Genomic DNA, 20,280 nt, shown 5'->3' on the forward strand with positions numbered 1-20,280 from the left:
TCCGTACGCTGGGAGGATGAGCATCCGAGTGCGTGCGGTCGCGGCCGCTGACGAAGTGCCCTGGGCGGCCTTGTACCGCGGCTATCGTGCGTTCTACCAGCTGGCAGAGGATGCGGATGCCGTTCGTACGACGTGGCATTGGGTCTCGCGCGGCGCGCACGAGATGCAGGGGCTGGTGGCGGTCGACGACAGCGACGCTGTCGTGGGGCTGGCGAATCTGCGCTGGTTCGCGCGTCCCTCCACGGCGACCCAAGGGCTGTATCTGGACGACCTGTTCACGTCGCCAGAGGCGCGGGGGAGCGGTGCGGGCACGGCGCTTCTGCGTGAGGTCGCGGCGATCGCGGCGGATGCCGGCGCGAGTGTCGTCCGCTGGATCACCGCGGCCGACAATGCCACGGCTCGCAGCCTTTACGACAGCCACGCCATCGCGACGCCGTGGGTGACGTACGACATGGCCCCGGTCGTCCGGGAATAGATCTACGATGGCCACGTTATAGCGGATACATTCAATTGCATAGAATCGGATGCGGAAGCATCCCGAAAGCGAGAGACCCGTGAGCGAGCAGCAGCAGCCGGCCGTGCAGTTCGGCATCTTCTCGGTGAGCGACATCACCCAGGACCCGACGACGGGGGACACCCCGACCGAGGCCGAGCGCATCCGCGCGACCCTGACGATCGCCAAGCACGCCGAAGAGGTGGGCCTGGACGTCTTCGCGCTCGGCGAGCACCACAACCCGCCGTTCTGGTCGTCGTCGCCGACGACGACGCTGGCGTACATCGCCGGGCAGACCGAGCGCCTCATCCTCTCGACCGCCACCACCCTCATCACGACGAACGACCCGGTGAAGATCGCCGAGGATTTCGCGATGCTGCAGCACGTGTCGGGCGGGCGCACCGACGTGATGCTCGGCCGCGGCAACACCGGCCCGGTCTACCCGTGGTTCGGCAAGGACATCCGTCAGGGCCTTCCGCTCGCGATCGAGAACTACGCCCTGCTGCACAAGCTGTGGCGTGAGGACGTCGTCGACTGGGAGGGGAAGTTCCGCACCCCGCTGCAGGGCTTCACCTCGACGCCGCGCCCGCTGAACGACGTGCCGCCGTTCGTGTGGCACGGCTCCATCCGCACCCCGGAGATCGCCGAGCAGGCCGCGTACTACGGCGACGGGTTCTTCGCGAACAACATCTTCTGGCCGCAGGACCACTTCGCCCGGCTCATCCAGCTCTACCGTCAGCGCTTCGAGCACTACGGCCACGGCACCGCCGAGCAGGCGATCGTCGGCATCGGCGGGCAGGTGTTCATGCGCGCGAACTCGCAGGACGCCGTGCGCGAGTTCCGTCCGTACTTCGACAACGCCCCGGTCTACGGTCACGGCCCGAGCCTCGAAGACTTCAGCGAGATGACCCCGCTCACGGTGGGCTCGCCCCAGCAGGTCATCGACCGCTACGCCGGCATGCGCGATGCGTTCGGCGACTTCCAGCGCCAGCTGTTCCTCCTCGACCACGCCGGCCTTCCGTTGAAGACGGTGCTCGAGCAGCTCGACATCCTCGGCGGCGAGGTGGTTCCGGTGCTCCGCAAGGAGCTCGCGAAGAACCGTCCCGCGGGGGTTCCGGATGCTCCGACCCACGAGTCGCTCGTGCGGGCGAAGTACGGCGACGACGAAGCGCGGCAGCCGCGCCCCGGCGCGAACCGCGGTGACAACCTGGTCGGCGAGCGCCCCTACCAGGACACGCCCGCCCCGCAGGGCTCGGCGTTCGGGGTGAAGCGATGAGCGGCCGCCGGATCGCCGTCGTCTCGGCCGGGCTGTCGAACCCGTCGTCCACGCGCATGCTCGCCGACCGCCTCGCGTCCGCGACCGTGGCCAGGCTCGCCGAGCGCGGCATCGAGGTCGAGGTCGACACGTTCGAGCTGCGCGACCACGCGCACGACATCACGAACAACCTCCTGACGGGCTTCGCGCCGCCGGCGCTGGAGTCGATGGTCAACGCCGTGGTGTCGGCCGACGCGCTGATCGTCGTGACGCCGATCTTCTCGACGAGCTACTCGGGACTGTTCAAGTCGTTCATCGACATCCTCGACCCGGATTCGCTGACCGGGAAGCCGGTGCTCATCGGCGCCAACGCGGGCACCGCCCGCCACTCGTTGGCGATCGACTACGCCATCCGACCCCTGTTCGCCTACCTGCACGCGCAGCCGGTCTCGACCGGCGTGTTCGCGGCGTCGGCCGACTGGGGCGGTACAGGCGACGACGTCGCACCCCTCGCGTCGCGCATCGTGAAGGGTGCGACCGAGCTCGCCGATGCGGTCGCCGCGCGCGCCGCCGTGGTCACGGGCGACCCCTTCGATCCGGAGAACTATCTCGGCGAGGGCAAGTCGTTCGGTCACCTGCTTGGCGGTCTCGCGGGGGAGTAGGCGCCCGCGGACGGCTCGGCCGGAGTCACACAAATTCCGCATAGCGGAGTTTGGCGGTCGCATCTCGGAAAAATATCTTGACGCCCCCACGGCTGCGTGATTGAGTGTTGAGTGCTCCGCAGAGGGAGCACTGGATGACGCAAGCCGGGTGGAGAGTTGCCCGAGATGCGACCGGCCGTGGGTGCGCGCGAGGATTCTGCGCGCGCGATGCCGCCGGAGAGTGACGACGAAGAGGTCGATATGAGCAAGGAACGAGCGGCAGTTCTGCGCCCCGAGGACGAGCGCCTGCCGATCGGCGTGACCATCGCGTACGGGGTTCAGCACGTGCTGACGATGTACGGGGGGATCATCGCCCCGCCGTTGATCATCGGGTCGATGGCCAAGCTGAGCAATGCGGAGATCGGTGTCCTCGTCGCCGCATGCTTGTTCATGGGAGGTCTGGCGACGATCCTGCAGACCGTGGGCATCCCGTTCTTCGGGTCCAAGCTCCCACTGGTGCAGGGAGTGTCGTTCGCCGGGGTCGCGACGATGGGCGCCATCGTCACCAGTGGCGGGGGCCTGCCGGCGGTGCTCGGCTCCGTCATGATCGCGTCGGTGATCGGTCTGCTCATCGCGCCGGTCTTCGCGACGATCATCCGGTTCTTCCCGCCGGTCGTGACCGGCACCGTGATCACGACCATCGGCCTGACCCTGCTGCCGGTCGCGGCGATGTGGGCGATGGGCGGGAACTCATCCGCGAAGGACTACGGGTCCCCGGTGAACCTGCTGCTGGCGGCGCTCACCTTCGCGATCGTCGTCCTGCTGAGCAAGGTCGGTACGGCGCTCATCTCGCGTCTCGCCATCCTGCTCGCCATCGTCGTCGGCACGATCATCGCCGTGCTCATGGGGCAGGCGGACTTCAGCGGTGTGGCCAGTGGGCCGATCTTCGCCTTCCCGACACCGTTCGCGTTCGGGCTGCCGACGTTCAGCCTCGCCGGCACGGTCTCGATGCTCATCGTGATCCTCGTCACCCTCACCGAGACGACCGCGGACATCCTCGCCGTCGGCGACATCGTCGGAACCAAGGTGGACTCCCGTCGGATCGCCGCGGGTCTGCGTGCGGACATGCTGTCCAGCGCCGTGTCGCCCGTGTTCGGATCGTTCACGATGACCGCGTTCGCACAGAACGTGGGGCTCGTTGCGATCACGGGGATCAAGAGCCGCTTCGTGGTCGCGACCGGGGGAGGCGTGCTCGTGATCCTCGGCCTGCTGCCCGTCCTCGGCCGTGTGGTCGCCGCCGTGCCGCCGCCGGTCCTCGGCGGTGCGGGGATCGTGCTGTTCGGCAGCGTCGCGGCCAGTGGCATCCGCACGCTCGCCAAGGTCGACTACCGAGGCAACATGAACCTCATCATCGTCGCCTCGGCGATCGGGATCGGCATGCTGCCGATCGCCGCTCCCACGATCTACGAGCAGATGCCCTCCTGGTTCCAGACGGTCTTCAACTCGGGGATCAGCTCCGCGGCCATCACCGCGATCCTGCTGAACCTGCTGTTCAACCACATGGGACGCAGGCGGAATGCTCCCGCCATCGCCTCCGCGCCGACGCGGAGCATCCCCGTCGCCTATCTCGACGCATTCGAAGACGGTGACGCCGTCATCGACGGCAAGATCGTCGATCGGAACGGCAACGAGGTGGCCCTCGACTCCCGAAGCCGCTAGTCGGGTCTCGAGCCAGGTGCAGGAGGAAGCCGATCCCCTCCTGCACCTCGGTATGTCGGGATGCCCTGCGCCTACCGGATCCACACGTACTCGGTGATGGGCCGGCCCTGGGTGCCGTAGCGCGGGCTGCGCTCGAGCCGCCCGGCGTTCGCGAGGTGCTCCAGATACCGTCGCGCCGCCACGCGGGACATGCCGAGCCGCTGCGCCGTCTCCGCCGCCGACAGAGGCTCGCCCGCGCGCAGCGTCGCGGCCACCAGTTCCAGCGTGGCGGCCGACAGGCCCTTCGGCGGGGCGCTGCCACCGACGGGGCGGAGCGAGCCGAGGAGGGCGTCGATCTCGGCTTGGGTGGCAGGGCCGGCGGCATCCGCCATTCGTCTCCGGTAGTCGGCGTACTGCTCCAGCCGGTCGCGGAAAGCAGCGAACGAGAACGGCTTGACGAGGTACTGCACGGCGCCGAGGCCCACCGCGGCCCGCACGACGTCGGCGTCGCGCACGCCCGTGATCGCGATGATGTCGATGTCGACGGCACGCGCGCGGATGTGGCGGGCGACGTCCAGCCCGTGCCCGTCGGGCATCGTCATGTCGAGCAGCACGAGGTCGATGCCGCCCGGAGGCGGCGTGTCGAACACGGCGGTGAGCGCGGCACGGGCGCCGTCGCATTCGGCCACGACCTGGAACTCCGGCAGTCGCCCGATGTACTCGCGGTGGAGCTCGCGCGTCAGACGCTCGTCGTCGACGATGAGGACGTTGATCATCTGCGGGCCGCCTGCGCCGGCAGCGTGACGCGGAACGTCGTCGGATGCGCGCTCAGCTCGACTGTGCCGCCCGCATCCTCGGTGATCGCACGGACGAGGGCGAGCCCCACGCCGCGGCCGTCCGCGCCCGCGGGCTTCGTGCTGAAGCCGTGCTCGAAGATGCGGTCGCGGAGGTCGTCCGGAACTCCCGTGCCGCTGTCGCTGAAGCTCAGCACGATGTGTCCGTTCGGCCCCGACGCGATTCCGATGCGCACCCAGCGAGGGGGCGGGCCTGCCGCCGCCGCGTCGATCGCGTTGTCGACCAGGTTGCCCACGAGCGACACCGCGTCGACCGCGCCGAGCGTGGTGCGCGGGATGCCGGGCTGCATGTCGGCGTTCCACTCCACTCCGCGTTCCGCTGCCTGGGCGGCTTTGCCGAGGAGCAGCGCCGCGACGGTGGGGTCGCCGTCGCGGGCGACGACCTTGTCGACCAGGTCCTGGCTCGAGCGGGCGGTCTCGGTGAGCAGCTCGATGGCCTCGTCCGTGCGACCGAGCTCCATGAGTGCGACCGCCGTGTGCATGCGATTGCCGTGCTCGTGCGTCTGCGCGCGCAGCGCCTCGCCGAGCGTGCGAACCGACTCGTAGGACGAGACGGCATCCCGCACGCTGCCGGCAGGGAGATCGCCCGTCACCCGCTTGGTCGCGCGGCCCGCCACGATCGCGCCGAGGACGCCCGCCGCGACCACGGCCAGTGCGATGACGATCGCGAAGGGCAGTCGCGGCGCGAGTGCCGAGGCGAGGGACTGGACGGTCACCCCGACCGACACCCACCCCGCCAGACGTCCGTCTGTCACGACCGGCGTGATGGTGCGGACCGACGGGCCGAGCGTGCCGGAGTACTCCTCCGTGAGCGTCTGCCGGCCCTGGGGGATGGTCCCGAGGTAGTGCCTGCCGATCTGCGTCGGATCGCGGTGCGTCACGCGGATGCCGTCGGGTGTCATGATCGTGACGAAATCGACCCCCGACTGCGCCGTGACGCGCGCAGCGTAAGGCTGCAGACGGGCGGATGCGTCGGGCGCGGGCAGCGCCTGCCGCACGGCATCCGTCGTCGCGATCGTCTCGGCGAGCGCATGCGTCACCCGCTCCGCCTCGCTCCGCACGGCCCGCTGCGCGTCGATCACGAGAAGGAGCGCGACGAGCGCGCCCACGACGACCACGGCGACCACCAGCACGACGACGACGCGCGTCGCCACGCTCGTCGCCCGTCGCCGACCCGTCATCGCGTCGCTCCCTCCGAGCCCGTCACCATCCATCCGACCACATGTCGAGTCCAGCGGACCCGCCCCCGACCACGACCAATACGACCACAACTCGTCGGGTCGGACGACGGCGCGCACGCTGGCTTCAGCCCGCCGATCCGATCCGGCGGCATCCGATGAAGGATCTCTCCAAGGAGGCGACGATGGCTCTTTCGACTCGTACGAACTCGTTCCGGCTCCCCGGCTACAACTGGCGCAGGGGCAAGCACGCGTGGGACAAGCACACCTGGCTGTACCTCGCCGTGATCATCGCCGTCGTGCTCGGCGCGGTCGTGGGACTGGTCTGGCCGGAGGTCGGTGTCGCGCTCAAGCCGCTCGGCACGGCGTTCGTGGCGCTCATCAAGATGCTGATCGCCCCGATCATCTTCTGCACGATCGTGGTGGGCGTCGGGTCCATCGCCAAGGCCGCCACGGTCGGCAAGATCGGCGGCCTGGCGCTCCTGTACTTCATGGTGATGTCGACCTTCGCCCTGGCGATCGGCCTCGTGGTCGGAAACATCCTGCACCCGGGCGCCGGCCTGCACATGGCGGCCTCGACGTACGACGCCTCGACCACCGAGGCGACGACGACGCAGGACTTCGTGCTCGGCATCATCCCCACCACGTTCTTCTCCGCCTTCACCGGCGAGAGCATCCTCCAGGTGCTCTTCATCGCGCTGCTCGTCGGCTTCGCCCTGCAGGGCATGGGCGAGAAGGCCGCCCCGATCATGACCGCGGTGAAGTACCTGCAGGCGCTGGTGTTCCGCATCCTGAGCATGATCCTCTGGCTCGCCCCCATCGGTGCGTTCGGCGCGATCGCCGCCGTGGTCGGGTCCACGGGCGCCGCCGCCATCTGGAGCCTGGGGCTTCTCATGGTCGCGTTCTACATCACGTGCGTCCTCTTCATCGTCGGGATCCTCGGAACCCTCCTGTTCGCGGTCACGCGCATCAGCATCTTCAGTCTCATGAAGTACCTCGCTCGCGAGTACCTGCTGATCGTGGGCACCTCGTCGAGCGAGTCGGCGCTGCCCCGTCTGATCGCGAAGATGGAGCACCTCGGCGTGCAGCGGGCCGTCGTCGGCATCACGGTTCCCACGGGCTACTCGTTCAACCTCGACGGAACGGCGATCTACCTCACGATGGCTTCGCTGTTCATCGCGTCCGGCATGGGCGCGCCGATGTCCATCCCCGAGCAGATCGGGCTGCTGGTGTTCATGATCATCGCGTCGAAGGGTGCCGCCGGTGTCACCGGGGCAGGGCTCGCGACGCTCGCCGGCGGTCTCCAGGCCTACCGTCCCGACCTCGTCAACGGCGTCGGTGTGATCGTCGGCATCGATCGCTTCATGTCCGAGGGGCGCGCCCTCACCAACTTCACGGGCAACGCCGTCGCGACGATCCTCATCGGGACGTGGGTCAAGGAGTTCGACAGCGCGCGGGCCCGGGCCGTGCTGCGCGGCGAGCTCCCCTTCGACGAGAAGACCATGCAGGACGACGATCACGACGGGATGTCGTCGGCGGAGGATGCCGTGGGCACTCAGGGTCTGGAAGAGGCCGCGGTGGCGGAGGCCGCCGCACAGGAGCAGCGGGCCCGCGAGCGGGCGCTCACGCACTGAGAGCTGCCGACCCCGCCTCCGAGGCCGCCCTGTCGAGGGCGGCCTCGGAGCGCATCGTTCAGGGCTCGATCTCGCCGGACTCGATCGCCGACTCCCGCTCCTCGAACCGGGTGTCGTCGACGTCGTCCTCGACGATCTCGTCGGGGTCGAGCGTCGGCGGCGGGAGCCGCAGCTCGGCTTCGTCGTCGAGGTCGACGACGCGCTCCTCGTCCGGGTCCGCGTTCTCCGGCGTCTCCGCCGGCTGACCTCCGCTCATTGCAGGCCTCCGCTCATCCGCTCTTGCGGCGGAACTCCCGCTTGTGCCCCGCCCGCCCCTGGACGTGGTCGACGGACGAGTGGCCGTCGAGATGGCCCTCGCGGGGGTTCTGGGTCGCGTTCTTCTTGTCGAGCGCCTCCTTGAACTTCCGCTTCATGTCCTCGGACGCGCTGGTCGTGTTCTCCTCGGTGCTCATCCCACCCACGCTACCGAGGCCCAGGCAGGCCCTCAATACCGGTGCGCGCCGGCGGTCCCTTCGAGAGCAGGGCTGGTGGCGCGGAATATCCCAGATCAGCGGCGCACTGGTAGGATCGCCAAGGTTGCCCTCGTGGCATCCGCTCAATCCCATACTGGGCTCACGGAGCAGGCCGGCAGGAGCTGGTCCCCTGTGGTGGGTTCCCATGCGATGCATGGTGATCTTCTACTGGTGGCCAGCGCAGGCGCTTCCGCGGTCTGACCGCGCGCCGACACTGCCTGTTCGTGCTCCTTCGCACGATCTCGCTGACGAAACGCGTCGGCGAGTCTAAACAAAGAAGGAGGGACCTCTTGGAAGGTCCGGAAATCACCGCCGCCGAAGCCGTTCTCGACAACGGCCGATTCGGCACCCGCACGGTTCGGTTCGAGACCGGCCGTCTGGCGCAGCAGGCGCAGGGCGCCGTCGCCGCATACCTCGACGAGGAGACCATGCTCCTGTCGGCCACGAGCGCGAGCAAGCAGCCGCGCGAGGGCTTCGACTTCTTCCCGCTGACCGTCGACGTGGAAGAGCGCTCGTACGCAGCCGGCAAGATCCCCGGCTCGTTCTTCCGTCGTGAGGGCCGCCCCTCGACCGAGGCGATCCTCGTGTGCCGTCTCATCGACCGCCCGCTGCGCCCGTCGTTCGTCGACGGCCTGCGCAACGAGATCCAGATCGTCGTCACGGTGCTCTCGATCGCTCCCGGCGAGTTCTACGACGCGCTCGCGATCAACGCGGCCTCGCTGTCGACGCAGATCTCCGGTCTGCCGTTCTCCGGTCCGATCGCCGGTGTGCGCCTCGCGCTCATCCCGGGTCACGGTCAGCACGCCGACCAGTGGATCGCGTTCCCGAACGCGAAGCAGCTCGAGGATGCCGTGTTCGACCTCATCGTGGCCGGCCGCGTCCTGCCCGACGGCGACGTCGCGATCATGATGGTCGAGGCTGAGGCCACCGAGCACAGCTGGAACCTCATCAAGGGCGGCGCCGTCAAGCCGAGCGAAGCGGTGGTGGCGCAGGGCCTCGAGGCCTCCAAGCCGTTCATCAAGCAGCTCGTCGCGGCGCAGAACGTCGTCGCGAGCACCGCCGCCAAGGAGATCCAGCCGTACCCGGTGTTCCCGGCGTACAGCCAGGAGACGTACGACTTCGTCGCCGGCCGCGCCTACGACGACCTCAAGGGCGTCTACCAGATCGCCGACAAGATCGAGCGCCAGAACGCCGACGACGCGGTCAAGGACCGCGTGAAGGGTGAGCTGCTGGCCGCCGTCGAGGCCGGGGAGCTCCCCGCCGTCGCGGCGACCGAATTCTCCGGTGCGTACAAGTCGGTCACGAAGAAGATCGTCCGCGGCCGCATCCTCACGGACGGCGTCCGCATCGACGGCCGTGGCCTGGCCGACATCCGTCCGCTCGACGCGGAGGTGCAGGTCATCCCGCGCGTCCACGGCTCGGCGATCTTCCAGCGCGGCGAGACGCAGATCCTCGGCGTCACCACGCTGAACATGCTCAAGATGGAGCAGCAGATCGACTCGCTGTCGCCGGTGACGCACAAGCGCTACCTGCACCACTACAACTTCCCGCCTTACTCGACCGGTGAGACCGGCCGTGTGGGCAGCCCGAAGCGTCGCGAGATCGGCCACGGCTTCCTGGCCGAGCGCGCGATCGTGCCGGTGCTGCCGGGCCGCGAGGAGTTCCCGTACGCGATCCGTCAGGTGTCCGAGGCGCTCAGCTCGAACGGCTCGACGTCGATGGGCTCGGTGTGCGCCTCGACGCTCTCGCTGCTGAACGCGGGTGTGCCGCTGCGCGCACCGGTCGCCGGCATCGCGATGGGTCTCGTGTCCGACGAGGTCGACGGTCAGACCCGCTATGCGGCCCTCACCGACATCCTCGGCGCCGAGGACGCGCTCGGCGACATGGACTTCAAGGTCGCCGGCACGAGCGAGTTCGTCACCGCGATCCAGCTCGACACGAAGCTCGACGGCATCCCGTCGTCGGTGCTCTCCGCCGCGCTGCAGCAGGCCCACGAGGCGCGCCTGACGATCCTCGGCGTGCTCAACGCCGCGATCGACAGCCCCGACGAGATGGCGCCGACCGCACCGCGCGTGATCAGCGTGCAGATCCCGGTCGACAAGATCGGCGAGCTCATCGGCCCCAAGGGCAAGACGATCAACGCGATCCAGGACGAGACAGGCGCCGACATCTCCATCGAGGAGGACGGCACCGTCTACATCGGCGCGGTCGACGGTGCGTCGGCCGAGGCCGCCCGCGCCCAGGTCAACGCGATCGCCAACCCGCACAACCCGGAGGTGGGCGAGCAGTTCCTCGGCACGGTCGTCAAGATCGCGACGTTCGGCGCGTTCGTGTCGCTGATGCCGGGCCGGGACGGTCTGCTGCACGTCAGCGAGGTCCGCAAGCTCGCCGGTGGCAAGCGCGTCGAGAACGTGGAGGACGTCCTCTCGGTCGGCCAGAAGCTGCTCGTGCGCATCACCAAGGTCGACGACCGCGGCAAGCTGTCGCTCGAGCCGGTGCTCGATGACGCGGCCAATGAAGGCGTCGCGGCGGCGAACGACGTCGCCGAGGTTCCGGCCGAAGGCTGATCCCGTATCACATCGACACACCCGCTCTCTTCTTGGATGAGGGCGGGTGTGTCGTGTTTGTCCCCCAAATGGGGGACAATGGTCGGTGAGGTTTCCTGTTCGTGACGGAAGCGTTATGGAAAGTTCACCGATTCGTCGTCACAACGTCGGGTGAGGTTTCGGGGCTGGCTTAGCCTCGTAGTACGCACCGGGGGGTGCGGCAAGAACGCACGGTTCGAACCGTGAGGGGGGTGTCATGGCCATCTTTGGCGTCGGTTCCATCACCGGCTCCCTGCGCGCGGTCGTGACCGCTCCCGTCCAGGGAGCGTCGGAGGAGATGACGCATCCCTCCGCCCCGATCCCCGTCGTCGGACCGGCGATCGGCTCGAAGGTGCGCGTCGCGCTGGGCGAGACGGGCTTCGACATCTTCCCGCTCATGCTCGGAGGCGCCGAGTTCGGCTGGAACGTCGACCTCGAGTCGAGCCACGACATCATCGACCGCTACGTCGAGCTCGGCGGAAACGCTCTCCACACCGCGGACAGCTTCGCCGGCGGCCGGAGCGAGCACATCATCGGGCAGTGGCTCGCCTCGCGCGGGCTGCGCGACGAGATCGTGCTCGCCGCGCGGGTCGGCGGTCACCCCGACAATCCCGGCATCGGTCCCGTCAATCTCGTGCGCGCCGTCGAGGCCTCGCTCGGGCGTCTGAGCACAGACCGCATCGACGTGCTGTACCTGGATGCTACGGGCGGCCGCGCCGCCCTCGAAGACACGCTCGCGACTGCCGAATGGCTGGTCGATACCGGCAAGGTCAGGGCGATCGGGGCCTTCGGCTTCACGGCCGCAGATCTCGTGGAGGCGCGCATCCTGTCGTCCGCCGGGTTCCCGCGCGTGAAGGTGCTCGACGTTCCGTACAACATCCTGCGCCGCCAGGAGTTCGACGGCGACCTGCGGCTGGTCGCCGACGCGCAGGGCATCGCGGTGACGCCGTCGCACGCACTGGAGCACGGGTTCCTCACCGGCGCGCACCGCTCGCGCGGGCGGCTTCCGCTCGGACAGCGCGGTGTGCAGATCGCGGCGAGCCTGAACCGTCGCGGTACCCGGGTGCTCCGAGCGCTCGACACGATCGGCGCCGAGACCGGCGTGCCGGACAGCGCCGTCGCGATCGCGTGGCTGCTGGCCCAGCGCACGGTGGCCGCGCCCATCGTCAACGCGTTCACCGAGCGTCACGTGTTCGAGATGGTGCAGGGCGCGGGCGTGCGGCTCAGCCGCGCGCAGCTCGCCGACATCGCCCGTGCGAACGCCTGAGACGATTCGTCCAGGCTCCTGACGTAGGCTGGAGAGAGTGCCTCGGGCGGGATGCCCGGGTGTACTCCCACCCCCCCCCAATGAAGTGAGCTTGTGTGACGCATTATCTGTATCTCGTGCGCCACGGTGAGCATCAGCACGCCGAGCATGGGCTGGTCGACGGTCCGCTGTCGCCGCGTGGCCGCCGCCAGGCGGCCGCCCTGGCCGACCGGCTCTCCGGCGTGCCGTTGAGCACCGTGCGGCATTCCCCGCTCGAACGTGCGGCTGAAACAGCCCGCGCGGTGGCGGATCGGCTGCCGTCGGTGTCGCCCGAGCCCTCCGCGCTGCTGTTCGACTGCATCCCGACCGGCATGACGCCGGAGACGCCTGCGGTGTTCGAGCCGTTCTTCGGCGGTGTCACCGAGGACGAGATCGAGGCGGGCTCGGCGCAGATGGCCGACGCGGTCGCAGAGTTCCTTGTGCGCAAGAGCGGCGACGTGCACGAGCTGCTGATCACGCACAACACGGTGATCGCGTGGTTCGTGCGCGAGGCGCTGGACATGCCCGAGTGGCGGTGGATGACGCTCAATCAGGCGCACTGCGGGCTCACGGTGCTCGCGCAGAGGAACGGCCGTCCGTGGACGCTCGTGACCCACAACGACCTCGGTCACCTGCCGTTCGAGCTGCGCTCGGGTCTGCCGGAGCTGCCGCCGGTCTGAGCCGCGACTCGCGTTCGTCGGCTCAGATCAGGAGCTTGCCGTACCAGCGAGTGGCGTTCGGGTTCTCGTTGAAGGGCGCGATCTCCACGAAACCGGTCGAGCGGTAGAGCTTCGCTGCGGCCTCGAGCGAGTGGTGCGTGTCGAGCACGAGCTCCGTCGCGCCGTAGGCGCGTGCGCGTTCTTCGAGGCCGTCGAGCAGCAGGCGGCCCCAGCCGCGGCCGCGGGTCTCGGGCTTCAGGTAGACGTGCTTGACCTCGTAGCGGGCGCCGCGATCGCCGTCCGGGATGCGGCGGATGCCCCCGCATCCCACCGGCCGGTCCTCGTCGTCGAGCACGAGGAGGAATTCCCCTGCGGGCGGGGTGAAGGCGCGGGGATCCGGGAAGGTCGTCGTGTACACCACGTTCTGATGGGCGAACCCGATCTCGCGCGAGGTGAAGTACTCCGCAAGCAGTTCATGGGCCGCCGGGTCGTCGACTGGGGTTTCGCGCAGGGACACCACGCTCTCACTTTAGGCTGGATGCATGACGACGCGTGTGGCCATCGTGGGTGCGACAGGGAAGCTCGGCGCCGTGATCCAAGAGGTCGTGTCGGACGAGCCGGGGTACGAGGTGTTCGCCGCGCTCTCGTCGCGCACCGACCTCGCCGAGATCGAGGGCGCCGACCTCGTCATCGACGCGACGACGCCGTCGGTGTCCGGTGATGTCGTGCGGGCCGCGATCGAGCACGGAGCCAACCTGCTCGTCGGCACGTCCGGCTGGTCGGCCGAGCGCATCGCGCAGGTCAAGCCCCTCGTGGAGGCCGCAGGCACCGGAGCCGTGTTCATCCCGAACTTCTCGCTGGGCTCGGTCATCGGCTCGGCGATCGCCGCGGTCGCCGCATCCTTCTTCCCCTCGATCGAGATCGTCGAGGCGCACAAGGACACGAAGATCGACTCGCCGAGCGGCACCGCCGTTCGCACCGCGGAGCTGATCGCGGCGGCCCGCTCCGACGTGGGGCCCGTCGCGGCGCCGCACGTCGACCAGCGGGCGCGGGGCCAGCAGGTGGCGAGCGTGCCCATCCACTCGCTGCGCCGGCCCGGGGTCATCGCCCGCCAGGAGGTCGTCCTCTCCGGCGCGGGGGAGTCCCTCTCGATCGTGCACGACACGGTGGACCCGGCGCTGGCGTATGCGCCCGGCATCCGTCTCGCCCTTCCCGCGGCGCGCGATGCGCGGGGTGTGGTCGTGGGCCTCGACAGCTTCCTGGACCTCGGTCTCGTCTCGCGGCGGGGCGCATGAGCGCACGCATCGGCGTCGCCGTCATGGCGGTGCTGCTCGGGCTCTACATCGTCTTCGTGGCGCAGCGCGCGTTCCTGCTGCTCGTGAGCGGCCAGCCCCTCGGTGTCGCGATGGGTGCCGCCCTCATCGTCCTGCCGCTCATCGCGGCGTGGGCGCTGTGGCGCGAGCTCATGTTCGGCGTGCGTGCGGAGCAGCTGGGCCGCGAGCTCGAGAAGGAGGGCGCGCTGCCCGACGACGAGGTCGCCCTGCGACCGAGCGGACGCGTGCAGCGGGCGGATGCGGATGCCGCGTTCCCCGCGTACCGCGCGGACGTCGAGGCGCATCCGGACGACTGGCGCGCGTGGTACCGCCTCGGGATCGCCTACGACGCGGCCGGCGACCGACGGCGTGCGCGTGAGGCGATCCGCAAGGCGATCTCGATGCACCGCGCCGCAGCGCGGGCATGACGGCGATCAGGCCAGCGTGGCCTCGATCGTGATCTCGATGCCGGCGAGGGCCTGAGAGACCGGGCATCCCGCCTTCGCCTCCGCCGCGATGCGGTCGAAGTCGTCCTGGCCGATGCCGGGAACCACCGCGTTGACGTTCAGGTGGCTGCCGGTGATGCCGGTGCCGGGCTTGAAGGTCACGGACGCCGTGGTGTCGATCGACGTGGGCGGGGTGCCGTTGTCGGTGAGCGCGTTGGAGAACGCCATGCTGAAGCACGCCGAGTGGGCCGCGGCGATGAGCTCCTCGGGCGTGGTGACCGAGTTCGACCCCTCGCTGCGGGCCTTCCAGTTGACGGGGAACGAGCCGATGCCGGACGAGGCGAACGAGACGACGCCCTCGCCCTCGAAGAGGCTGCCCTTCCAGGCGGTGGTTGCTTCACTGGTGACGGTCATCGCTACCTCCGAGTATCGGCGTGCACCGCACGTCGCGGCGCTCCGCGGCCAGCCTAACCGGCCCCGGAGGGCTCGGGCGAGGAGTCGCTCAGGCGGCGCGCTGCTCGCGCCCGACCAGCCCGGCGCGCTGGAGGATCAGCCAGATCTGGCAGCCGAGGCAGTAGCCGAACGCGGCGTTGAGGAACGCGGCGACGAACGCCAGCGCCGCCGCGATCGGCAGCGCGTACGGCACTCCGAGCAGGTGGAGCACGACGCCCAGCCCTGTCACGAGCAGGCCCACACCCTGGGCGAAGCGCGGCGGGCGCGGGTCCTCGAGCTCGGTCGGGGGCGCCAGGCGGGGCCGCACGACCGTGCGGAACAGCACGCCCCACGGAGCCGTGCGCGGCGAGACGACGGACCACAGGAACAGCAGCGCGATCACGAGGAGCAGCCAGAAGGCCGCGGTGGTGAGGTCGATGAGCGCGAGGAACAGGTCGACGACGAGCAGCACCGAGGTGATCGCGGCGCCGAAGCGGGGACCGCGAGGGTCGATACCGGCCGGCGCGGACGGGGAGGTCTCAGGCATGGGCGGCCTTTCCGGTGAGACGGGCGAGCTCGAGCTCGATGACGTCGCGGCTCGGCGCCCCGCCGAAACGGGTCTGGACGGTGCCGGTGCCGTCGAGGACGAGCGTCGTCGGCGTCTGCAGCACGTGGAAGTGCTTGGCGATGTCGGGCCGGTGAGTGAGGTCGACGTCGAGATGGATGACGCCCTCGTGCGCGTCGGCGATCGACGACAGGATGCGGTGCACGCCCGGGCAGCGCGCGCACATCTGGGTGCTGAACTGCAGCAGCGTCGCGCTCTCACCGAGGCCCTCGGCGCCGAGCCGCTCGGGCTGCACGACCTCGTGATGGATGTGTCGCTGGGGGCGGTTCTGGCGCCAGCGCAGGTACACGCCGACGCCGATCGTGACCGCCAGGAGGACGGCGATCAGGATGAGCGCGGCGAGGATCTTCACCGATCCAGGCTACGGCGTGCGGATGCGGGTGGGGGCGAGTGTGACGCAGGGGGTCCGGATGCTTCGCTCCGCGCCGGTGGGGGAGACCGCCGGTATCGTGGCATCCGTGAGCATCCCGACGCCGTACGAAGACCTGCTGCGCGACGTGCTCGCGCACGGCACGCACAAGGACGATCGCACCGGAACGGGCACGACGAGCGTGTTCGGCCGGCAGATCCGGTTCGATCTCTCCCAGGGCTTCCCGCTCATCACCACGAAGCGCGTGCACCTCAAATCGATCGCGTACGAGCTGCTCTGGTTCCTCCGGGGCGAGTCGAATGTCGGCTGGCTGCAGGAGCACGGCGTCTCGATCTGGGACGAGTGGGCCGACGAGGCCGGTGAGCTCGGGCCCGTCTACGGGGTGCAGTGGCGCTCTTGGCCGACGCCGAGCGGCGAGCACATCGACCAGATCAGCCAGGTCGTCGACCAGATCCGCACGAACCCCGACTCGCGCCGACTCATCGTGTCGGCGTGGAACCCGGCCGACATCCCGAGCATGGCGCTGGCGCCCTGCCACGCCCTCTTCCAGTTCTACGTCGCCGACGGCCGACTCTCGTGCCAGCTGTACCAGCGGTCCGCCGACCTCTTCCTGGGCGTGCCTTTCAACATCGCCTCGTACGCGCTGCTGACGATGATGATCGCGCAGCAGACGGGACTCGAACCCGGTGACTTCGTGTGGACCGGCGGCGACTGCCACATCTACGACAACCACCGCGAGCAGGTGGCCGAGCAGCTGAGCCGCGACCCCTATCCGTATCCGACCCTGCGGTTCGCCCGCACGCCGGACTCGATCTTCGACTACACCTACGAGGACTTCGTGGTCGAGGGCTATCAGCACCACCCGGCTATCCGCGCGGCTGTCGCGGTATGACGCGGCTCGGGCTGATCTGGGCCGAAGCCGCGGACGGCGTGATCGGCGCTCAGGGCGGCATGCCGTGGCACGTGCCGGAGGACTTCGCGCATTTCAAAGCGCTCACGCTCGGCTCGCCCGTCATCATGGGCCGCCGCACGTGGGACTCGCTTCCCGATCGCTTCCGGCCGCTCCCGGGTCGCGCGAACATCGTCGTCACCCGCAATCCGCACTGGTCCGCTGAGGGGGCGACGCGGGCGGCATCCTTCGATGAGGCGCTCGCGGATGCCGAAGCGCGCCTGGGGGAGGCCGACACCGTGTGGGTGATCGGCGGAGCCGAGCTGTTCGGGCAGGCCATGGCCGATGCGGACGTGCTCGAGGTGACGGAGCTCGACCTCGACGTGCCCGGCGACACGTTCGCCCCGGACCGCGACGGATGGCGGGTCGTCGCGGCAGAGCCGGGACGGGATGCGTGGTCCACCTCGCGCACCGGCATCCGGTATCGCTTCCTCCGATTGGAGCGCTGATGCCCACTGCTCTCGTCACGGGTGCGAGCTCCGGGCTCGGCGCCGAGTTCGCCCGTCAGCTCGCCCTCACGGGGGCCGACGTGGTCCTCGTGGCGCGCAATGCGGACGAGCTCGAACGGGTCGCCGCCGAGGTCCGCGCCGCCGGCCGCCGGGCGGAGGTGCTCGTCGCCGACCTCCTCGAGCCCGCGGACATGCAGCGTGTGGTCGCCCGCGTCGCCGAGGGCGTCGACATGCTGGTCAGCAACGCGGGCCACGGCCTGCCGCTCGCGTTCGAGGGCAACGACATCGACGTCGAGGTGCGCCACCTCCGGTTGCACGACGAGGTCTTCCTGCGCCTTGCCCGGGCTGCTCTCGACCCGATGCTGGCGCGGGGGAGCGGACGCATCATCGCGGTGGCCTCGGTCGCCGCGTTCATGCCGCGCTCGACGTACGGCGCGGTGAAGGCGTTCCTCGTGAGCTTCTGCCGCTGGGCGAACGCCGTGTACGGCCCGCGCGGGGTGACGGTCACGGCCGTCTGCCCCGGGTTCGTGCACACGAACTTCCACGAGCGGCTCGGGCTCGCGCCCGGCGAGGAGGGGATCGCGGGATGGATGTGGCTCGACGCATCCACCGTCGTGCGCGAGGGATTGCGGGATGCTGCGCGCGGCAAGGGGGTCAGCATTCCTTCGCTCCGCTACAAGGTGCTGGCGCGCCTCGTCGCCCTGCTGCCGGCCCGGATCTCGGCGCAGCTGGGGCAGCGCGGCCGCTGACCGGCAACCTTCGGGTTTCTGATGAACGTGTGTTAACGAACGCGCGTAGGATGAACGTTCTCCCGACCGCATCCGGTCGACGCCTCCCCTCTCGTGAACGCCCACCTTCGAGGATCCATGTCTGACGTTTCAGTGAAGGCGCCCACAACGGGTACCGCCCCGGTGATGACCCACCGGATGATCATGTTCGTGATCTTCGGCCTCATGGCCGGCATGTTCCTGTCCGCGCTCGATCAGACGGTGGTCGGCACGGCGATCCGCACGATCGGCGACGACCTGCACGGCCTCAGCCAGCAGGCCTGGGTGACGACGGCGTACCTCATCATGTCGACGATCTCGACGCCGATCTACGGCAAACTCTCCGACATCTTCGGTCGCCGTCCGCTGTTCATCATCGCGATCGTGATCTTCATCATCGGGTCGATCCTCGCGTCGTTCTCGCAGTCGATGGAGCAGCTCGCGTTCTTCCGCGCGATCCAGGGCCTCGGCGCCGGTGGTCTGATGTCGATGCCGCTCGCGATAATGGGCGACATCCTCGCGCCGCGCGAGAGAGCGAAATACCAGGGCTACTTCCTCGCCGTCTTCGGCATCTCGAGCGTCATCGGCCCGCTCGTCGGCGGCCTGTTCGCGGGCACGCCCGAGATCCTCGGCATCGCCGGCTGGCGGTGGGTGTTCCTCATCAACGTGCCGATCGGCATCGTCGCGCTGCTGATCGTGCTGCGCTTCCTGCACATCCCGCGCCACGGCCACCCGAGCGTGCGGATCGACTGGTGGGGTGCGGTGACCGTCATCATCGCGCTGGTGCCGCTGCTGCTGGTCGCCGAGCTGGGCCGCGACTGGGGCTGGGACTCGCCGGCCGCGTTCGCGTGCTACATCATCGGGGTGCTCGGCATCATCTCGTTCATCATCATCGAGTCGGTGATGAAGGACGACGCCCTCATCCCGCTCAAGCTGTTCCGCTCGCCGACGTTCTCGATGGCGACCGTCATCGGCGTGCTCGTCGGCTTCGGCATGTTCGGCGCCATGATGACCCTGCCGCTGTACCTGCAGATCGTGCTCGGCTCGAGCCCCACCGAGAGCGGCCTGCAGCTGTTCCCGATGATCCTCGGCATGATGGCAGCATCCATCGGCAGCGGCCAGATCATCTCGCGGACCGGCCGCTACCGGATGTTCCCCATCATCGGCACCGCGTGCCTGGCCGCGGGCTTCCTGGTGCTGACCCGCCTGCAGTACAACACGCCGTACCCGTACATCGCACTCGCGATGCTGCTCATCGGGCTCGGGCTCGGGCAGCTGATGCAGACGCTCACGATCGCCAGCCAGAACTCGGTCGGCCTGCGCGACATGGGTGTGGCGACGAGCTCCTCGACGTTCTTCCGCCAGATCGGTGGAACGCTCGGCACCGCGGTGCTCGTCTCGCTGCTGTTCACGGTGCTTCCGGCCAACTTCCAGACCGCGTTCCACGACAAGAGCACGCTCACCACGGCGCTCGATGCCGCGTTCGATCCGGCCGTCGCGTCGGCACCGCAGAACAAGGCGATCATGGAGAAGGTCTACAGCCCGATCGTGGCGAAGGCGACGGATGCGACGGTCGCGCAGCTGCAGGCGGGCGTGACGAAGGCGCAGGAGGGCGCGAAGAATGCGGTCGCGGAGCAGGTCGCCGCGGGCAAGCTCCCGCCCGCCGCACAGCCCGCTGCTGAGGCCGCCGCCGTCGCCGCGGCCACGAAGGCGGCCGCCGCCGCGATCGAGAAGCAGGTTCCCGCCGCGCAGGTCGCCTCCGACGGCACGGTGTCGCTCGACTTCTCGAACGACGCCGCGCGCAAGGACTTCGTCGACACCGTCGTGAGCAAGCTGCCGTCGAGCGGCTCGGGCGCCGGCAAGGGCGGCTCGCTCGACGCCAACGACACGTCGTTCCTCAACGGCGCTGACCCGCGCCTTGCCCAGCCGATCCTGATCGCCTTCACGGAGTCGATGGTCACCGTCTACTGGGTGGCGCTGTTCGTCGTCGTGATCGCCTTCATCCTGTCGCTGTTCTTCAAGACCCCGCCGCTGCGGGCGAAGTCGGCGCTGCAGGAGGCGCACGACGACGCCAGGATGCAGGCGAAGATCGCCGCCGACGAGGCGGGCGCGCTGGTCGAGCCCTACTGAGCTGT

Annotated in this window: 22 protein-coding genes; 14 read left to right on the forward strand and 8 right to left on the reverse strand. The window is 69.3% G+C overall.

The genetic code is table 11. The features are described from left to right. Nucleotides 1-16: 16 nt before the first annotated feature. From AC0NZN_RS03855 to AC0NZN_RS03870, 4 genes are all read left to right on the forward strand, one after another. Nucleotides 17-475, forward strand: a complete 459-nt coding sequence (locus tag AC0NZN_RS03855) for an N-acetyltransferase family protein (protein ID WP_474590943.1) — start codon at nt 17-19, stop codon at nt 473-475. Between the two features lie 103 nt (nt 476-578). Continuing rightward, the gene (locus AC0NZN_RS03860; protein ID WP_474591261.1) at nt 579-1,769 is read left to right on the forward strand and encodes an LLM class flavin-dependent oxidoreductase; all 1,191 of its coding nucleotides are present in this window, start codon (nt 579-581) and stop codon (nt 1,767-1,769) included. Then, on the forward strand, nt 1,766-2,410 hold the full coding sequence (locus tag AC0NZN_RS03865) for an FMN reductase (protein WP_474590944.1): 645 nt from the start codon (nt 1,766-1,768) through the stop codon (nt 2,408-2,410). The genes AC0NZN_RS03860 and AC0NZN_RS03865 overlap by 4 nt, the downstream gene beginning before the upstream one ends. Before the next feature lie 240 nt (nt 2,411-2,650). Further along, nucleotides 2,651-4,108, forward strand: coding sequence for a nucleobase:cation symporter-2 family protein (locus tag AC0NZN_RS03870; RefSeq protein WP_474590945.1), 1,458 nt, complete (start codon nt 2,651-2,653; stop codon nt 4,106-4,108). A gap of 71 nt (nt 4,109-4,179) precedes the next feature. On the opposite strand, the gene AC0NZN_RS03875 is transcribed toward AC0NZN_RS03870, so the two are convergent. Continuing rightward, entirely contained in the window at nt 4,180-4,863 is a 684-nt protein-coding gene (locus AC0NZN_RS03875; protein ID WP_474590946.1) for a response regulator, read from the reverse strand. After that, entirely contained in the window at nt 4,860-6,122 is a 1,263-nt protein-coding gene (locus AC0NZN_RS03880; protein WP_474590947.1) for a sensor histidine kinase, read from the reverse strand. The genes AC0NZN_RS03875 and AC0NZN_RS03880 overlap by 4 nt, the downstream gene beginning before the upstream one ends. 182 nt (nt 6,123-6,304) lie before the next feature. On the opposite strand from AC0NZN_RS03880, the gene AC0NZN_RS03885 reads away from it, so the two are divergent. Next, nucleotides 6,305-7,753 (forward strand): cation:dicarboxylate symporter family transporter, encoded by a 1,449-nt coding sequence (locus AC0NZN_RS03885; RefSeq protein WP_474590948.1) that lies wholly within the window; start codon nt 6,305-6,307, stop codon nt 7,751-7,753. Nucleotides 7,754-7,811: 58 nt separating this feature from the next. Here the strand turns inward: AC0NZN_RS03885 and AC0NZN_RS03890 are convergent, their stop codons facing one another. Then, a complete protein-coding gene (locus AC0NZN_RS03890; protein ID WP_474590949.1) occupies nt 7,812-8,009 on the reverse strand; it encodes a hypothetical protein in 198 nt (65 codons plus the stop codon). 13 nt (nt 8,010-8,022) lie between these two features. Continuing rightward, nucleotides 8,023-8,205, reverse strand: coding sequence for a DUF5302 domain-containing protein (locus AC0NZN_RS03895; RefSeq protein WP_474590950.1), 183 nt, complete (start codon nt 8,203-8,205; stop codon nt 8,023-8,025). Between the two features lie 350 nt (nt 8,206-8,555). On the opposite strand from AC0NZN_RS03895, the gene AC0NZN_RS03900 reads away from it, so the two are divergent. From AC0NZN_RS03900 to AC0NZN_RS03910, 3 genes are all read left to right on the forward strand, one after another. Beyond that, nucleotides 8,556-10,832 (forward strand): polyribonucleotide nucleotidyltransferase, encoded by a 2,277-nt coding sequence (locus tag AC0NZN_RS03900; RefSeq protein ID WP_474590951.1) that lies wholly within the window; start codon nt 8,556-8,558, stop codon nt 10,830-10,832. A gap of 235 nt (nt 10,833-11,067) precedes the next feature. Continuing rightward, the gene (locus AC0NZN_RS03905; protein ID WP_474590952.1) at nt 11,068-12,117 is read left to right on the forward strand and encodes an aldo/keto reductase; all 1,050 of its coding nucleotides are present in this window, start codon (nt 11,068-11,070) and stop codon (nt 12,115-12,117) included. A gap of 95 nt (nt 12,118-12,212) precedes the next feature. After that, a complete protein-coding gene (locus AC0NZN_RS03910; protein ID WP_474590953.1) occupies nt 12,213-12,815 on the forward strand; it encodes a histidine phosphatase family protein in 603 nt (200 codons plus the stop codon). 22 nt (nt 12,816-12,837) lie between these two features. On the opposite strand, the gene AC0NZN_RS03915 is transcribed toward AC0NZN_RS03910, so the two are convergent. Further along, on the reverse strand, nt 12,838-13,314 hold the full coding sequence (locus AC0NZN_RS03915) for a GNAT family N-acetyltransferase (protein WP_474590954.1): 477 nt from the start codon (nt 13,312-13,314) through the stop codon (nt 12,838-12,840). A gap of 22 nt (nt 13,315-13,336) precedes the next feature. Between AC0NZN_RS03915 and dapB the strand changes: the two genes are divergently transcribed. Beyond that, on the forward strand, nt 13,337-14,089 hold the full coding sequence (dapB, locus tag AC0NZN_RS03920; protein WP_474590955.1) for a 4-hydroxy-tetrahydrodipicolinate reductase: 753 nt from the start codon (nt 13,337-13,339) through the stop codon (nt 14,087-14,089). Next, entirely contained in the window at nt 14,086-14,535 is a 450-nt protein-coding gene (locus tag AC0NZN_RS03925; RefSeq protein WP_474590956.1) for a hypothetical protein, read from the forward strand. Before dapB ends, AC0NZN_RS03925 begins: the two co-directional genes overlap by 4 nt. 6 nt (nt 14,536-14,541) lie before the next feature. Here the strand turns inward: AC0NZN_RS03925 and AC0NZN_RS03930 are convergent, their stop codons facing one another. From AC0NZN_RS03930 to AC0NZN_RS03940, 3 genes are all read right to left on the reverse strand, one after another. After that, nucleotides 14,542-14,967: an OsmC family peroxiredoxin gene (locus tag AC0NZN_RS03930; RefSeq protein WP_474590957.1), complete on the reverse strand. Its 426-nt coding sequence runs from the start codon at nt 14,965-14,967 to the stop codon at nt 14,542-14,544. An 88-nt stretch (nt 14,968-15,055) separates the two neighbouring features. Continuing rightward, a complete protein-coding gene (locus AC0NZN_RS03935; RefSeq protein WP_474590958.1) occupies nt 15,056-15,532 on the reverse strand; it encodes a DUF4395 domain-containing protein in 477 nt (158 codons plus the stop codon). Beyond that, nucleotides 15,525-15,962 (reverse strand): TlpA family protein disulfide reductase, encoded by a 438-nt coding sequence (locus tag AC0NZN_RS03940; RefSeq protein WP_474590959.1) that lies wholly within the window; start codon nt 15,960-15,962, stop codon nt 15,525-15,527. The genes AC0NZN_RS03935 and AC0NZN_RS03940 overlap by 8 nt, the downstream gene beginning before the upstream one ends. 58 nt (nt 15,963-16,020) lie before the next feature. Here AC0NZN_RS03940 and AC0NZN_RS03945 point away from each other — a divergent pair, with 58 nt between their 5' ends. From AC0NZN_RS03945 to AC0NZN_RS03960, 4 genes are all read left to right on the forward strand, one after another. Then, nucleotides 16,021-16,872: a thymidylate synthase gene (locus tag AC0NZN_RS03945; protein ID WP_474591262.1), complete on the forward strand. Its 852-nt coding sequence runs from the start codon at nt 16,021-16,023 to the stop codon at nt 16,870-16,872. After that, nucleotides 16,869-17,378, forward strand: a complete 510-nt coding sequence (locus AC0NZN_RS03950; protein ID WP_474590960.1) for a dihydrofolate reductase — start codon at nt 16,869-16,871, stop codon at nt 17,376-17,378. The genes AC0NZN_RS03945 and AC0NZN_RS03950 overlap by 4 nt, the downstream gene beginning before the upstream one ends. Continuing rightward, nucleotides 17,378-18,127, forward strand: a complete 750-nt coding sequence (locus tag AC0NZN_RS03955) for an SDR family NAD(P)-dependent oxidoreductase (protein ID WP_474590961.1) — start codon at nt 17,378-17,380, stop codon at nt 18,125-18,127. The genes AC0NZN_RS03950 and AC0NZN_RS03955 overlap by 1 nt, the downstream gene beginning before the upstream one ends. A gap of 117 nt (nt 18,128-18,244) precedes the next feature. Further along, on the forward strand, nt 18,245-20,275 hold the full coding sequence (locus AC0NZN_RS03960; RefSeq protein ID WP_474590962.1) for an MDR family MFS transporter: 2,031 nt from the start codon (nt 18,245-18,247) through the stop codon (nt 20,273-20,275). Nucleotides 20,276-20,280 lie beyond the last annotated feature (5 nt).

It is taken from the genome of Microbacterium sp. sgz311019, from assembly GCF_056135325.1.